Annotated in this window: 9 protein-coding genes and 5 pseudogenes; 3 read left to right on the top strand and 11 right to left on the bottom strand. The window is 68.4% G+C overall.

Annotated features, from left to right (window positions below; translation table 11 throughout):
• The first annotated feature begins 163 nt into the window (after positions 1-163).
• From K6K41_RS15735 to K6K41_RS15725, 3 genes and pseudogenes are all read left to right on the top strand, one after another.
• Positions 164-1,492, top strand: coding sequence for an HlyD family secretion protein (locus K6K41_RS15735; protein ID WP_261401305.1), 1,329 nt, complete (start codon positions 164-166; stop codon positions 1,490-1,492).
• 42 nt (positions 1,493-1,534) lie between these two features.
• Positions 1,535-3,173, top strand: a pseudogene (locus K6K41_RS15730) (DHA2 family efflux MFS transporter permease subunit).
• Positions 3,174-3,404: 231 nt separating this feature from the next.
• A complete protein-coding gene (locus tag K6K41_RS15725; protein ID WP_261401304.1) occupies positions 3,405-3,902 on the top strand; it encodes a DUF2059 domain-containing protein in 498 nt (165 codons plus the stop codon).
• A gap of 141 nt (positions 3,903-4,043) precedes the next feature.
• Here K6K41_RS15725 and lpdA read toward each other — a convergent pair.
• From lpdA to K6K41_RS15670, 11 genes and pseudogenes are all read right to left on the bottom strand, one after another.
• Positions 4,044-5,440: pseudogene (gene lpdA, locus K6K41_RS15720) on the bottom strand (dihydrolipoyl dehydrogenase).
• Positions 5,441-5,499: 59 nt separating this feature from the next.
• Positions 5,500-6,518, bottom strand: a pseudogene (locus K6K41_RS15715) (DUF4241 domain-containing protein).
• A gap of 189 nt (positions 6,519-6,707) precedes the next feature.
• Complete coding sequence (locus K6K41_RS15710; protein ID WP_261401302.1) at positions 6,708-6,959, bottom strand: hypothetical protein; 252 nt, start codon at positions 6,957-6,959, stop codon at positions 6,708-6,710.
• A 32-nt stretch (positions 6,960-6,991) separates the two neighbouring features.
• The gene (locus K6K41_RS15705; RefSeq protein ID WP_261401301.1) at positions 6,992-7,348 is read right to left on the bottom strand and encodes a hypothetical protein; all 357 of its coding nucleotides are present in this window, start codon (positions 7,346-7,348) and stop codon (positions 6,992-6,994) included.
• Positions 7,349-7,364: 16 nt separating this feature from the next.
• Positions 7,365-8,234, bottom strand: a pseudogene (gene odhB, locus K6K41_RS15700) (2-oxoglutarate dehydrogenase complex dihydrolipoyllysine-residue succinyltransferase); the annotation flags it as partial.
• A gap of 105 nt (positions 8,235-8,339) precedes the next feature.
• Positions 8,340-8,625 (bottom strand): annotated as a pseudogene (locus K6K41_RS30505) (biotin/lipoyl-containing protein); the annotation flags it as partial.
• A 226-nt stretch (positions 8,626-8,851) separates the two neighbouring features.
• Positions 8,852-11,803, bottom strand: a complete 2,952-nt coding sequence (locus K6K41_RS15690) for a 2-oxoglutarate dehydrogenase E1 component (protein ID WP_261401299.1) — start codon at positions 11,801-11,803, stop codon at positions 8,852-8,854.
• A gap of 218 nt (positions 11,804-12,021) precedes the next feature.
• On the bottom strand, positions 12,022-12,906 hold the full coding sequence (sucD, locus tag K6K41_RS15685; protein WP_261401298.1) for a succinate--CoA ligase subunit alpha: 885 nt from the start codon (positions 12,904-12,906) through the stop codon (positions 12,022-12,024).
• 15 nt (positions 12,907-12,921) lie between these two features.
• A complete protein-coding gene (sucC, locus tag K6K41_RS15680; protein ID WP_261401297.1) occupies positions 12,922-14,100 on the bottom strand; it encodes an ADP-forming succinate--CoA ligase subunit beta in 1,179 nt (392 codons plus the stop codon).
• 81 nt (positions 14,101-14,181) lie between these two features.
• The gene (locus tag K6K41_RS15675; protein ID WP_261401296.1) at positions 14,182-14,490 is read right to left on the bottom strand and encodes a hypothetical protein; all 309 of its coding nucleotides are present in this window, start codon (positions 14,488-14,490) and stop codon (positions 14,182-14,184) included.
• Between the two features lie 74 nt (positions 14,491-14,564).
• The gene (locus K6K41_RS15670) at positions 14,565-15,269 is read right to left on the bottom strand and encodes a malate dehydrogenase (RefSeq protein WP_428978527.1); all 705 of its coding nucleotides are present in this window, start codon (positions 15,267-15,269) and stop codon (positions 14,565-14,567) included.
• Positions 15,270-15,277 lie beyond the last annotated feature (8 nt).

Here is a 15,277-nt window from a genome sequence, read left to right as displayed (position 1 = left end):
ATTGACCGAACGGTTCGGTCAGACCTTGCCGAGCGCATGGCGACGCTGTAAATGCTCATTGACCGAACGGTTCGGTCAATGACGTTTGCGACGTCGGGACGATCGAACCAAGGGTGGACTGCGACGCCGGCCTGAAGCCGGCGCGGGGGCCAGGAGCCTTGATGTGGCGATAGCTCGGACATCGCAGGCGACGGAAGAGACGCCGCGCCCGCGGCTGATTTCCTCCTCGCCGGACACGACCGCGGAGGTCGCGCCGGATCGGCATGAGGCGGAGACGTCCGAGGCCGAGCCGCAGTCGCGCGCCGCCCCCGAAACCCCCGCCGCGGCGCCTGGCGCCCCCGTCCAGACCCCTGACGCCGCCCCGGCGACCGACGCCGTGAAGCCCAAGCGCGGCCGCGCCAAAAAGCTCGTGCTGTCGGCTGTCCTTCTCGCCGCGCTCGCGGTCGCCGGCTCCTACGGCTACGACTGGTGGATCGACGGTCGTTTCCTGGTCGAGACCGACGACGCCTATGTGGGCGCCGACATGGCGACCATGGCCCCCAAGGTCTCCGGCTACGTGGCTTCGGTCGCGGTGACCCAGAACCAGCGCGTGAAGGCCGGCGACCCGCTCGTGACCCTCGACGCCGCCGACTACCGCCTCGCCCTTCAGGCGGCGGACGGCAAGATCGCGACCCAGCGGGCGACCGTCGCGCGCATCGACCGGCAGGTCGCGGCCTCAGAAGCGCAGATCCTTCAGGCGCGCGCGCAGGTCGACAGCGCGGCCGCCGACCGCGCGCGCGCAGCGGCCGATTTCGAGCGCGCCCAGACGCTCGCCAAGTCCACCTATGGCAGCCGGCAGGCGCTCGACCAGGCGACCGCCGACAAGGCCCGCACGGCCGCCTCGGTCGAGGCCGCGACCGCCGGCGTCACCGCCGCCGAAGCCAACCGCGACGTCCTCGCCGCGCAGAAGGCCGAGGCCGAGCATCTGCTCGACGAGCTCGGGACCGCGCGCGCCCAGCGCCAGCGCGACCTCGACGCGACCGTGATCCGCGCGCCCTTCGACGGGGTCGTGGGCAACAAGGCCGTGCAGGAGGGCGACTACGTCACCCCGGGCAAGCGCGTGATGGCGGTGGTGCCGCTCGACCGCGTCTATGTCGACGCCAACTTCAAGGAGACCCAGCTCGGCGAGATCGAACCCGGATCGAAGGTCCGGCTCTCGGTCGACGCCTATCCGGAGCACGACGTGACGGGCGTCGTGGACAGCCTCGCGCCGGCCTCCGGCGCGCAGTTCTCGCTGCTGCCGCCCGAAAACGCGACCGGCAACTTCACCAAGATCGTCCAGCGCGTGCCCGTGCGCATCCGCGTCGCGCCCGAGGACGTCGCCCGCGGCCGCCTCCGGCCGGGCCTCTCGGTGATCGCCTCGGTCGACACCCGAACCGCGCCGACGGACAGCTCGCAGACGAGCGCCGCCGACGCCCCCTCCAGCGCCGCGCCCTCCCCCGGGCGGCGCTGATCGACCCCCGCGTCCGATTTTCCGAAGATGAGCGGCGGCGCCATGAGCGACCGATCGACCGCCGATCTGGCCCGTGTCCCCCCAGGGCCGGCGGCCGGCTCTTCCTCCGGATCTTCGGGCGCGGGGAACCCTCCGGTCGAACCGCAGGTCACCGCCCGCAGGCTGATCGCGTTCTTCGCGCTCGTCTTCGGGATGTTCATGGCGATCCTGGACATCCAGATCGTCTCGTCCTCGCTCGCCGAGATTCAGGCCGGCCTCTCCGCCAGCCCTGACGAGATCTCCTGGGTCCAGACCAGCTATCTCATCGCCGAAGTCATCATGATCCCGCTCTCCGGGTTCCTGGCGCGCGCGATGTCGACCCGGGTGCTGTTCTCGATCTCGGCCTTGGGCTTCACGCTCGCCTCCGCGCTCTGCGCCACCGCCACGACGCTCCCCGAGATGATCACCTACCGGGCGCTGCAGGGCTTCATCGGCGGCGGCATGATCCCGACGGCGTTCGCGGCCGCCTACACCATCTTCCCGCGCCGCCTGCAGCCCGCGATCATGGCGGTGGTCGGCCTGACCGTGACGCTCGCCCCGACCATCGGCCCGACGGTCGGCGGGTACCTGACCGAGCTCATGTCGTGGCACTGGCTGTTCCTGATCAACATCGTGCCGGGCGCGGCCGCGACGCTGCTCGCCTGGACGCTGGTGGACTTCGACGAGCCCGACTACGCGCTCCTGAAGAAGCTCGACTATGTCGCGCTCGCCGCCATGGCGATGTTTCTCGGCAGCCTCGAATACGTGCTCGAGGAAGGCGCCAAGGACGACTGGTTCCAGGACGCGACCATCCGCACGCTGAGCGTCACGGCGGTCGTCGGCGGGGTTCTGTTCTTCTGGCGCAGCTTCACGGCCGAGACGCCGCTGGTGGACCTGCGGGTCTATCGCGACCGCAACTTCGCGGTCGGCTCGATCCTCACCTTCATCATGGGCATCGGCCTTTATGGCATGACCTATCTCTACCCGGTCTTCCTCGGCCGGGTGCGGGGCTACGACAGCCTTCAGATCGGCGAGACCGTGTTCGTGTCCGGCCTCTTCATGTTCCTCACCGCGCCGGTGGTCGGGATCCTGTCGCGCCGCGTCGATCCCCGCTATCTCATCGCCATGGGGTTCTGCGGCTTCGCGCTCTCCTGCGCGGACCTCACCTGGATCACGCGCGACTGGGCTTTCTGGGAGCTGTTCGTGCCGCAGGCGCTGCGCGGCTGCTCGCTCATGCTCTGCATGGTGCCGATCAACGTGGTGTCGCTCGCCACCATGCCGCCGCCGATGCTGAAGAACGCCTCGGGGCTCTTCAACCTGATGCGCAACCTCGGCGGCGCCTTCGGGCTCGCCTTCATCAACACCCCTTCCTCAACGAGCGGCAAGACCTCCACATGCTGCGGCTGCGCGAGCACGTGGTGTGGGGCCGGCAGGTCGCGAGGAGCGGCTTTCCTCCATGACGCAGAGCTTCTCGGGCCGCCTCGGCTCCGACGCGGAGCTCGCCGCGATCAAGCAGCTCGCCAATCAGGTGCGCAGCCAGGGGCTGGTGATGTCCTTCATCGACCTGTTCTGGGCGCTCTCGATCCTGTTCGTCGCGATCGTGATCCTCGTGCCGCTCGTGAAGCGCCCGCAGCTCGGCGCCGCCGCGCCGGCGGGTCATTGAGGCGGGACGGAGCGGCACGAGCGTCATCCCGGGCTTGACCCGGGATCCAGAACCGAGGCCGCGGCAGGAACTGGAGAAAACGCATCGGTTCTGGATCCCGGCTCTCCGGCCGGGATGACGGCGGAGGATCAACAGGCCCACGCGCCTTAGCCGCCTACGGGTTCCTACGGATCTGGACGAACGGCCCCGAAGCGCGCCTCATTGTTGCAGCGCACTCGGGGAGTTTCGTCGATGAAGCCGATCGGATCCGTCTTCGCCGCCGCGGTTCTGGCCGCGGTCCTCTGGCAGCCCGCCGCGGCGCAGGACGCCGAGGCGCTCGCGGTCGCCCGCGAGCTCGTGGCCGAGACCACGATGGACGGCATGGTGGGCGACATCGTCGCCCGCACCTGGCCCGCCATGGAGCCCGAAATCCGCCGGCAGCTGCCGGACGCGAGCGCGGAGGCGATGAAGGGCTTTCGCGCCGACTATGTGCGCATCGTCACCGAGCGCACCGGCGAATTGATGGCCGAGACGCCCGCGGTCTACGCCCGGCACTACACGGCCGAGGAGCTCCGCCAGCTCGTCGCATTCTACCGCAGCCCGGTGGGCCGCAAGTCGCTCGCCGTGATGCCGGCGATCGTCGGCGACATGGTCAAGATCGCGACCGCCCGGATGCCGATGGTGACCGCGGAGATCAACGAGGCGTTCCGCACGAAGATGCGCAAGAAGGGCGTCGAGATCCCGATCTGAGGCGGCGCTGCAGCGACCGCCGCCGTCATCCCGGCCTTGAGCCGGGATCCATGAACGCGACGCGTCCCGCTTTGTCGCAGGCGTCGCGGTTCTGGACGCCGGCTCTTCGGCCGGCATGACGGCGTTGCGTCGCTTCCGCCCTTACATGTGAATGGCGCGGCCTTCCACGGCGAGCGCGGCTTCCTTGACGGCTTCCGACAGCGTCGGATGCGCGTGGCAGGTGCGGGCGATGTCCTCGCTGGACGAGGAGAACTCCATCGCGACCGCGACTTCGCCGATCAGCGTGCCGGCGTCCGGACCCACGATGTGGACGCCCAGCACCTTGTCGGTCTTGGCGTCCGCAAGGATTTTCACGAAGCCGTCCGTGGTGCCGTTCGCCTTGGCGCGGCCGTTCGCCGTGAAGGGGAACTTGCCGGCCTTGTACTCGACGCCGTCCTTCTTGAGCTCCTCCTCGGTGCGGCCGACCGAGGCGACTTCCGGATAGGTGTAGACGACGTTCGGGATGACCTCGTAGTTCACATGACCGGATTTGCCGGCGAGCGTCTCCGCGATCGCCACGCCCTCGTCCTCGGCCTTGTGGGCGAGCATCGGGCCGACGATGACGTCGCCGATGGCGTAGATCCCGTCGACAGTGGTCTTGAAGTGGCCGTCTGTCTTCACCCGGCCGCGCTCGTCGAGCTCGACGCCGGCCTCCTTGAGGCCGAGGCCTTCGGTGAAGGGCGTGCGGCCGATCGCGACCAGCACGACGTCCGCCTCGATCTCCTCCGCCGCGCCGCCCGCCGCCGGCTCGATCTTGACCTTCAGGCGCTCGCCCGCCTTTTCGGCGCCGGTGACCTTGGAGCCGAGCTTGAACTCCATGCCCTGCTTGGCGAGGATCCGCTGGAACTGTTTTCCGAGCTCGACGTCCATGCCCGGAAGGATGCGGTCGAGGAACTCGACCACCAGGACTTCCGAGCCGAGCCGGCGCCACACCGAGCCGAGCTCGAGCCCGATCACGCCGCCGCCGACGACGACCAGCTTCTTCGGCAGGGTTTTCAGCGCGATCGCGCCGGTGGACGAGACGATCTTGGCCTCGTCGATCTCGAGGCCCTTGAGCTTGGCGACGTCGGAGCCCGTGGCGATCACGATCGCCTTGGTCTCGAGCGTCGTCTTCTCGCCGCTCTCGGGGCTGACCTCGACCTTGCCGGCGCCGAGAATCTTGCCCGTCCCGTGGAAGGCGTCGATCTTGTTCTTCTTGAGCAGGAACTCGACGCCCTTGGTGTTGCCGGCGACGCCCTCGTCCTTGAAGGCCATCATCTGCGAGAGGTCGAGTTCAGGCGCGGGCACCTTGATGCCCATCTTGGCGAAGGCGTGGCCCGCCTCCTCGAACAGCTCCGAGGCGTGCAGCAAGGCCTTGGAGGGGATGCAGCCGACATTGAGGCAGGTGCCGCCATGGGTGGCGCGCTTTTCCACGACCGCCACCTTCAGGCCGAGCGCGCGCGGATCGCGCAGACGTAGCCGCCGGGTCCGGTGCCGATGACGACGAGATCGTAGGCCATGGGTCTCTTTCGGTTCTTTCTGTCGAGGAATATGCGGCGCGGCTCTTCGGGTCCGCGCCTCATATAGGGTTCAGGGCGTCGGCTTCGCGCCCCCGGGAGGGGCGGAGGCGGGACCGTCGGAGGCAGGCGCGATCGCGCCCGCGTCCCAGCGCGCGAGCACGTCCTTGAGCGCGGCCGAAAGCTTCGGTGGCTGCTCGTTCAGGCCCTCGATCGGCTTCTCCAGAGAGCCTGCATAGTCCGCATAGGTGCGGAGCTCGAAGACGCGCGCGGTCTCGGCGTCGACCCTCGCGGCGCGCGCCATAGCGGATCAGGGTCTCGAGCGCCTTCGGCTTGTCGCCGCGCACCGCCTCGAGCGTCAGGGTCTCGCCGGTCTCGGGCGCGAAGGCTTCGGGCGTCGCGACGCCTTCGATGAGCACGGCGCGCAGCGCCGCCTCGTCGTCGCGCTGGATCGCCGCATGGGCCCGGCCGGCGGCCTCGCGCTGCTCCGGCGACATCGCCGCGACGCGGCGCTGCTGCAACGTGCGGCCGTCGCCGTCCTCCAGCACGCCGAAATCGGTGACGAGCGCGAGCGCTTGGCCGCTCTCGTCCTCGCCCCAATAGGTCGCGTAGAAGCCGTCGCCCCAGCCGCTGGAGAACACCGCGACGTTGGCGTCCTCGTCCTTCATGGGCAGGTGCATCGCGTAGTCGTCATTGTTGGCCGCGAGCTCGTCGGCGAGCACGCAGTCGTAATAGTTGTCGCACTTGGTCTCGCGGCCGCGCCAGCGCATCGCCCGCACCGCCTCGTGGTCCATGAAGGAGCCGAGGCCCGCGTCGACGCCATAGCCGAAGATCTCGCCGTCCTTGAGCTTCGTGCGTCCTGGCCGGGCGTGGTGGCGATCCGCCATCTCGCGATCTTGCCGGGCGCAAGCCGCAGCATCGCGAGCGCGACGCGCTCCTGCGCGAAGAACAGCGTGACCGGATAGCTGCCCGGCGCGACTGTGCGCCCGAACGGCGGATGATCGGGATTGACCAGGGGATCGGCCGCGATGATCCGGCCGGTCGGCGCGACGAGGTCGCCGATGGCCTTGGGCGCGATCATCCGCTCTTTCAGCGCCTCGGCGTCGAGGTCGACGACCGAGAGGTTGGCGGCCTGCGGGCCCTCTGCTGCGACCGCGGCCGCTGTCCCCGCGATGAGGGCGAGCGCGCCGAGCCAAAGTCGGACTGCCAGAAAAACGCTCAGGACGCTGCGATGCATGTTCGCCCCCGATCCCTCGAACCTTGTTCGCCCCTAAGCGCCGCCGGCCTGACGGAAATCGCGCCGCAACGCCTTGGCCTGGATCGCGAAGGTCCAGCGGTTGAGCACGAAGATCGCGATCGACAGGCCGACGAGCCAGGGCAGGATCTGGACGATCCCGTCGAGCGAGCGGCCGAAGTCCTTCAGGTCCACCACCATGACGGCCGCGACCACCACGAGGCCGAGGATCGCCATCACGGTCTGGCGGTCGAGCGTCTTCTTGCGCGCCGCCAGCGCGGCCGCCACGTCCGGCGCGTCGACTTCTGCGTCGGAGCGGGTCAGGCCGAGCCCCCCTGTTCGATGCGCCAGGTGGTGACAACGTCGGGATTGATCACGACCTCGCCCGTCGCTTTCAGCTTGTACTCGCCGGGATGGGCGTGGCCGAACCAGCCGGTCGCGGGCGGCATCACGAGGGTCTCGCCCTTTGAGCCGCCCTCGCACTCGATCGTGATGCCGGCTTGCGGATCCGCCGAGACGATCCGGCCGTGATACTGGCCGCTTCGCTCGCCGTCGCGACCGACGAAGGCGATCCCCACAAGCGCGTATTTGCCGACGAGCCAGTCGGCGGCCGCCTGGTCCCACGGCTCGGGGAACTCGGCCCCGGGCGACGGGACGAAGCGCGGCGGGCCCTCCATCGAGGCGCTCCCCTGCTTAGAGGTCCATCACCAGCCGGGCCGGATCCTCGAGGCTCTCCTTGACGCGGACGAGGAAGGTCACGGCCTCCTTGCCGTCGACGATGCGGTGGTCGTAGCTGAGCGCGAGATACATCATCGGCCGCACCTCGATCTTGCCGCCGATCGCCATCGGCCGCTCCTGGATCTTGTGCATGCCGAGAATGCCGGACTGCGGCGCGTTGAGGATCGGGGTCGACATCAGCGACCCGTAGATGCCGCCGTTCGTGATCGTGAAGGTGCCGCCCTGCATCTCCTCGATGCCGAGCTTGCCGTCGCGGGCGCGCTTGCCGAAGTCGGCGATCGTCTTCTCGACGCCCGCAAGGCCGAGCGTGTCGGCGTCGCGCACCACGGGCACGACGAGGCCGCGGTCAGTGCCGACCGCGATGCCGACATGGTAGTAGTTCTTGAAGATGAGATCGGTGCCGTCGATCTCGGCGTTGACGCTCGGCAGGTCTTTCAGCGCCTGGACCACGGCCTTCACGAAGAAGCCCATGAAGCCGAGCTTCACGCCGTGCTTCTTCTCGAAGGTGTCCTTGTACTTCGACCGCGCCATGACTTCCGTCATGTCGACCTCGTTGAAGGTCGTCAGCATCGCGGCGGTGTTCTGGGCGTCCTTGAGGCGGCGCGCGATGGTCTGGCGCAGCTTCGTCATCCGCACGCGCTCTTCGCGGCTGGCGTCGTCGGCCGGCGACGGCGCGCGGACCTGAGCGGGCGCGCTCGGCGCGGGAGCCGACGGCGCCTTGGCTTGCGCGCTGCCCTGGGCCGAAGCATGTCGCCCTTGGTCACGCGGCCGTCCTTGCCGGTGCCCTCGACCTTGGCCGGGTCGACGCCGGTCCTTCGGCGAGGCGGCGGACCGACGGCGCGAGGCCGGCGTCGGCCGGCGCGGATCCGCCGTTCGCCTTCGGCTTGGTCTCGTTCGCGGTGTCGGCGACGGGCTTGGCCGCCTCCTTCGAGCCGGCGGCGGGCTTGGCGTCGTCCTTCTTGGCCGGAGCCGCGCCGGCTCCGCCCTCCTCGATCGAGCCGAGCAGCGCGTCGACGCCGACCGTGTCGCCTTCGTTGGCCTCGATCTGGCCGAGCACGCCGGCGGCGGCCGGAACCTCGAGCGTGACCTTGTCGGTCTCGAGCTCGACCACCGGCTCGTCGGCCTTCACGGCCTCGCCGGGCTTCTTGAACCAGCGGCCGATGGTGGCCTCGGTGACGGATTCGCCGAGCGTCGGAACGCGGATCTCAGTGGCCATCAGCTCGCCCCCTTCGCGCGAAGGGGCCTCCCCTGTTCTTGAAGCGTCGCACCGGCGGCGCAGTCGGGTGCGTCGCCCGGCGGACGACGATCGGATTTTCCGGCCACGTCATAGACGATTTCATTCGAGGCCGGTCAGAAACTTCACGTGACGTCAGCTATGCCGCCGACGCAGCGCGCCAAGGGGCGCGCCGCCGGAACCTGCCCGCCGACGCCAACGCCCGGCGTCAGCCGAGCGCCTCGTCGAGGAACGCCTGAAGCTGCGCGAGGTGCTTCGACATCAGGCCCGAGGCCGTCGCGGCCGAGGCCGGGCGGCCGGCGTAGCGCGGACGCCGGTTCTCGGCCCCGATGTTGTTCAGCACCCACTCGATGTAGCTCTCGACGAAGAACCAGGAGCCCATGTTGCGGGGCTCCTCCTGGCACCAGACGACCTCGGCGTGCCTGAAGCGCCCGAGCTCGCTGACCGCGGCCTTCACCGGGAACGGATAGATCTGCTCGACGCGCAGCAGGTAGACGTCGTCGATCCCGCGCTTCTCGCGCTCCTCGAGCAGGTCGTAATAGACCTTGCCCGAGCACATCACGACGCGGCGGATCTCGGCGTCCGGCTTCAGCTTGACGACCGAGTTCGGATCGAGCTCGGCGTCGTCCCAGAGCAGGCGGTGGAACGAGGTTCCCTCGTCCATCATCGAGAGCGACGAGGTCGCGCGCTTGTGGCGGAGCAGCGACTTCGGCGTCATCAGGATCAGCGGCTTGCGGAAGTCGCGGACGAGCTGGCGGCGCAGGATGTGGAAGTAGTTCGCCGGCGTGGTGCAGTTGGCGACCTGCATGTTGTCCTCGGCGCACATCTGCAGATAGCGCTCGAGACGGGCCGATGAATGCTCCGGACCCTGGCCCTCATAGCCGTGGGGCAGCAGCATCACGAGGCCCGACATACGCAGCCACTTGCGCTCGCCCGACGACAGGAACTGGTCGACGATGACCTGCGCGCCGTTGGCGAAGTCGCCGAACTGGGCCTCCCACAGAGTGAGGGCGTTCGGCTCGGCGAGCGTGTAGCCGTATTCGAAGCCCAGCACGGCCTCTTCCGAGAGCATCGAGTTGATGACCTCGAAGCGCGCCTGATCCTCCGAGAGATTGGAGAGCGGCGTGAAGCGGCCCTCGTTCTCCTGGTCGGTCAGCACCGAATGGCGCTGGGAGAAGGTGCCGCGCTCGACGTCCTGGCCGGAGAGGCGCACCGGTCTGCCGTCGGTCAGCAGCGACGCGAAGGCGAGCGCCTCGCCCATCGCCCAGTCGATGCCCTCGCCGTCCTCGACCATCTTGCGACGGTTGTCGAGCAGGCGCTTCACCGTGCGGTGGACCGCGAAGTCGTCCGGCGCGGAGGCGATCTTGCGACCGAGCTCCTTCAGGCGCTCGATCGGAACGCCGGTCTTCCCGCGGCGCGGATCGTCATAGTCGCGCGTCGCCTTCAGGCCCGACCAGCGGCCGTCGAGCCAGTCGGCCTTGTTGGGCTTGTAGGCCTGGCCGGACTCGTACTCCGTCTCCATCCGGTCGCGGAACGCCTGGCGCATCTCGTCGACTTCGCCCGGCTTGATGACGCCGCCGTCCAGCAGGCGCTTGGCGTAGCTCTCGAGCGCGGTCGGATGGCTGCGGATGATCTTGTACATCCGCGGCTGGGTGAAGGCCGGCTCGTCGCCTTCGTTGTGGCCGAAGCGCCGGTAGCAGAACATGTCGATGACGACCGGCTTGTGGAACTTCTGCCGGAACTCGGTCGCGATCTTGGCCGCGAAGGTGACGGCCTCGGGGTCGTCGCCGTTCACGTGGAAGATCGGCGCCTCGATCATCTTGGCGACGTCGGACGGATAGGGCGAGGAGCGCGCCATGCGCGGCGCGGTCGTGAAGCCGATCTGGTTGTTGATGATGAAGTGGATCGAGCCGCCGGTCTTGTGGCCGCGCAGGCCCGAGAGGCCGAAGCACTCGGCCACCACGCCCTGGCCCGCGAAGGCCGCGTCGCCATGGATCAGCAGCGGCATCACCTTCACGCGGTCGACGTCGGTGTGCTGGTCCTGCTTGGCGCGCACCTTTCCGAGCACCACCGGATCGACGATCTCGAGGTGGCTGGGGTTGGCGGTCAGCGAGAGATGCACGGTGTTGCCGTCGAACTCGCGGTCCGACGAGGCGCCGAGGTGGTACTTGACGTCGCCCGAGCCCTCGACCTCGTCCGGGGTCCAGGAGCCGCCCTTGAACTCGTGGAAGATCGCGCGGTGCGGCTTGCCGAGCACCTGGGCGAGGATGTTCAGGCGCCCGCGATGGGCCATGCCGAACACGATCTCGCGCACGCCGAGCGCGCCGCCGCGCTTGATGATCTGCTCGAGCGCCGGGACGATGGACTCGCTGCCGTCGAGGCCGAAGCGCTTGGTGCCGGTGTATTTGACGTCGAGGAACTTCTCGAAACCCTCGGCTTCCACCAGCTTGTTGAGAATGGCCTTCTTGCCCTCGTTGGTAAAGGCGACGCCCTTGTCCGGCCCCTCGATGCGCTCCTGGATCCAGGCCTTCTCGGCCGGATCGGAGATGTGCATGAACTCGACGCCGAGCGTGCCGCAATAGGTGCGGCGCAGGATCGCGAGCATCTCGCGGACGGTCGCGTACTCCATGCCGAGCACGTGGTCGATGAAGATCTTTCGGTCCAGATCGGCTTCCGAGAAGCCGTAGGACGCAGGGTCGAGCTCCTCGCGCTCGGGGCGCTTGTCGAGCTTCAACGGGTCGAGGTCGGCGGCGAGATGGCCGCGGATCCGGTAGGCCCGGATCATCATCAGCGCGCGGGTCGAGTCGCGGGTCGCGGCCTGGATCTCGGCCTCGGAGACCGGCGCGCCCTTGGCCGCGGCCTTCGCCTTGACCTTGTCGCCGACCACGACCTCGATCCGGCCCCAGTCGCCGTCGAGCGCGGAGACGAGTTCGCCGTTCGCCGGGATCGGCCAGTTCGGCTTCTCCCAGGACGGGCCTTCGGCGGCGATCTCGACCGCGGCGGCTTCGTCGCCGAGCTCGTCGAAGAACGCCTTCCAGGCCGGATCGACCGAGGAGGGATCCTTCAGGTAGCGCGCCTGCAGATCCTCGACGTAGGCGGCGTTCCCGCCCCAGAGAAAGGATGTGCGCGAGAAACCTTCGTTCGCCGCCTGGCGTGACATGGGAAAAAGCCTTGAGATCGGATCGGTTGCTGGCGTTTCGCGCTGCAATATAGGCGCGGCGCGCTCGGATTAGAACGACGGAAATGCGAAATCAGCGTGGCGCCAAAGTCAGATTGGCTGAAAGCCTGCGTCAATTCGGCTGAATTTAGTCGATTCGAACGCAAAAGGGGACCGGCCTCGCGGCCGATCCCCTTCAAGCACCGACGCTGAGAAGAGCCTCAGCCCTTCAGCAATTCCACGAGCGTCTTGCCGAGGCGCGCGGGCGAAGGCGAGACGCGGATGCCGGCCTTCTCCATGGCTTCGATCTTGTCCTCGGCGCCGCCCTTGCCGCCCGAGATGATCGCGCCGGCATGGCCCATGCGGCGTCCGGGAGGGGCCGTGCGGCCCGCGATGAAGCCGACCGTCGGCTTCTTGCGGCCGCGCTTGGCCTCGTCGGCGAGGAACTGCGCCGCGTCCTCCTCGGCCGAGCCGCCGATCTCGCCGATCATCACGATCGACTCGGTGCGCTCGTCGGCGAGGAACAGCTCGAGCATCGAGATGAACTCGGTGCCCTTGACCGGGTCGCCGCCGATGCCGACCGCGGTGGTCTGGCCAAGGCCCTCCTGCGTGGTCTGGAACACCGCCTCATAGGTCAGCGTGCCGGAGCGCGAGACGACGCCGACATTGCCTCGGCTGAAGATGTTGCCCGGCATGATGCCGATCTTGCACTCGCCGGCGGTGACGACGCCCGGGCAGTTCGGGCCGATGAGGCGCGACTTCGAGCCTTCGAGAGCGCGCTTCACCCGCACCATGTCGAGGACCGGAACGCCCTCGGTGATGCAGACGATCAGCGGGATCTCGGCCGCGATCGCCTCGCAGATCGCGTCGGCCGCGCCTGGCGGCGGAACGTAGACCACGGAGGCGTCGGCGCCGGTGGCCTCGCGGGCTTCAGCCACGGTGTCGAACACCGGCAGGTCGAGATGGGTCTGGCCGCCTTTGCCCGGGGCCACGCCGCCGACCATCTTGGTGCCGTAAGCCACCGCCTGGGTCGAATGGAAGGTGCCGTTCTTGCCGGTGAAGCCCTGGCAAATGACCTTGGTGTTCGCGTCGATCAGGATGGACATCGGCTCAGTTCCCCTTCACGGCGCGACGATTTTCTGGGCAGCGTCGTCGAGGTCGTCGGCCGGCAGCACGTTCAGGCCGCTCTCGGCGATGATCTTCTTGCCTTCTTCGACGTTGGTGCCCTCAAGCCGCACCACCAGCGGCACAGAGAGGCCGACCGCCTTCACGGCCGCGATCACGCCATTGGCGATCACGTCGCACTTCATGATGCCGCCGAAGATGTTGACCAGAATGCCCTTCACCTGCGGGTCGGCGGTGATGATCTTGAACGCCGCCGTGACCTTCTCTTCCGAAGCGCCGCCGCCGACGTCGAGGAAGTTCGCCGGCTCTTCGCCGTAGAGCTTGATGATGTCGAGGGTCGCCATCGCGAGGCCCGCGCCGTTCACCATGCAGCCGATCGTGCCGTCGAGCGCGATGTAGGCGAGGTCATACTTGGACGCCTCGATCTCCTTCTCGTCCTCTTCGGTGAGGTCGCGGAGCTCGGCGAGTTCGGGGTGGCGATAGAGGGCGTTGGAGTCGAACGAGACCTTGGCGTCCAGCACCCGGATCTTGTCGTCCTTGGTGACGATCAGCGGGTTGATCTCGAGCATCGACATGTCGAGGCCGACAAAGGCCGCGTAGAGCTGGTCGACGAGCTTGGCGGCCTGCTTGGCGAGGTCGCCCTTGAGCTCGAGCGCCTGCGCGATCGAACGCCCGTGATGCGGCATGACGCCGGTGGCGGGGTCGACGGTGAAAGTGTGGATCTTCTCGGGCGTGTCGTGCGCCACGTCCTCGATGTTCATGCCGCCTTCGGTCGAGACCACGAAGGCCACATGGCCGCTCTCGCGGTCGACCAGCGCCGAGAGATAGAACTCCTTGGCGATGTCGGAGCCTTCCTCGACGTAGAGGCGGTTGACCTGCTTGCCGGCGGCGCCGGTCTGCACGGTCACCAGCGTCTTGCCGAACATCTGGCCAATGAATTCCTTGGCCTCCTCGCGCGACTTCGCGAGGCGCCGCCCTTCTCGCCGGCGTCGGCTTCCTTGAACTTGCCCTTGCCGCGGCCGCCCGCATGGATCTGGGACTTCACCACCCACCGGGCCGGGGAGGCCGGCGAGCGCCTGATCGGCGTCGGCGGCCGAGAGGATCGGGAAGCCGACAGGCACCGGCGCGCCGAATTTACCCAAGAGGGCCTTCGCCTGGTATTCGTGAATGTTCATCTCGCTTCCCTCATGGGCGTCCCGAAACACCGGCGGCCGGCCGCGGACGTGATGGATGAAGAACTTTGGTCGAACGGGGCCCTAGCGTCCGGCGAAGAGCCGGTCAACGCCGACCGCAATGAGACTTGCGACGAAGTAGAAGACCGGAAGGCCCAATCCGGCCACGACGAGCAGCATGAACGTCGAGGCGGCGAACTCGCCATAGGCGGCCGGAGAAGCGGCCCCGAAGGCTCCGATCAGAAGCGCCGCGCCCGCGCACGTTGTCGCGAGCGCGCCTGAGCCGAGCGCGATCCAGTCGACCGCGCGCCGCGCGGGACCGTTGTCGCCGCGCGGCGCCTCGGGCCAGTGCGCGAGGCCGTTCAGGACGTCGAGCAGGTCGCCGATCGCCACGACGCCTCCCGTGGATCGAGAGAGGAGGCGCGGCGCGCGCCCATTCGGAGACGCGCCGCAGCCTTCGCGCGTTTTTACTTGCCGAGGTTCGGGGCGATCGACTTGCAGACCTCGATCAGGCCCTTCACGGCGCCGACCGACTTTTCGAACTCGGCCTTCTCCGCGCCGTTCAATTCGATCTCGACGATCTTCTCGACGCCGCCGGCGCCGATGACCACCGGCACGCCGACATAAATGTCGCTCTGACCGTACTGGCCGGTGAGATGCGCGGCGCAGGGCAGCACGCGCTTCTTGTCCTTGAGGTAGCTCTCGGCCATCGCGATCGCCGAGGCCGCAGGCGCATAGAACGCCGAACCGGTCTTGAGCAGCGCCACGATCTCGGCGCCGCCGTCGCGGGTGCGCTGGACGATCTTGTCGAGCTTCTCCTGGTGGTCCAACCCATCTTCACGATCCGGCAGCGGGATGCCGGCGACGGTGGAGTAGCGGGTGAGCGGCACCATGGTGTCGCCGTGGCCGCCCAGCACGAAGGCGGTGACGTCCTCGACCGAGACGCCGAACTCTTCGGCCAGGAAGTAGCGGAAGCGCGACGAGTCCAGCACGCCCGCCATGCCCACGACCTTCTCGGCCGGCAGGCCCGAGGCCTGCTGCAGCGCCCACACCATGGCGTCGAGCGGGTTGGTGATGCAGATCACGAAGGCGTCCGGGGCGTATTTCGCGATGCCGGCGCCGACCTGCTCCATCACCTTCAGGTTCGTGCCGATGAGGTCGTCGCGGCTCATGCCGGGCT

Origin of the sequence: Chenggangzhangella methanolivorans (genome assembly GCF_019797865.1) — a bacterium.
Taxonomy (GTDB): Bacteria; Pseudomonadota; Alphaproteobacteria; order Rhizobiales; family Methylopilaceae; genus Methylopila; species Methylopila methanolivorans.
Note: the sequence above shows the minus strand (reverse complement) of the source record. Positions and strands in the feature narration are given on the sequence as shown.

Coding starts and splice junctions, on each gene's coding strand:
- K6K41_RS15725 (WP_261401304.1), top strand. CDS start 3,405: ATGAAGCCGATCGGATCCGTCTTCGCCGCCGCGGTTCTGGCCGCGGTC.
- K6K41_RS15690 (WP_261401299.1), bottom strand. CDS start 11,803: ATGTCACGCCAGGCGGCGAACGAAGGTTTCTCGCGCACATCCTTTCTC.
- K6K41_RS15705 (WP_261401301.1), bottom strand. CDS start 7,348: ATGGAGGGCCCGCCGCGCTTCGTCCCGTCGCCCGGGGCCGAGTTCCCC.
- K6K41_RS15670 (WP_428978527.1), bottom strand. CDS start 15,269: ATGAGCCGCGACGACCTCATCGGCACGAACCTGAAGGTGATGGAGCAG.
- sucC (WP_261401297.1), bottom strand. CDS start 14,100: ATGAACATTCACGAATACCAGGCGAAGGCCCTCTTGGGTAAATTCGGC.
- sucD (WP_261401298.1), bottom strand. CDS start 12,906: ATGTCCATCCTGATCGACGCGAACACCAAGGTCATTTGCCAGGGCTTC.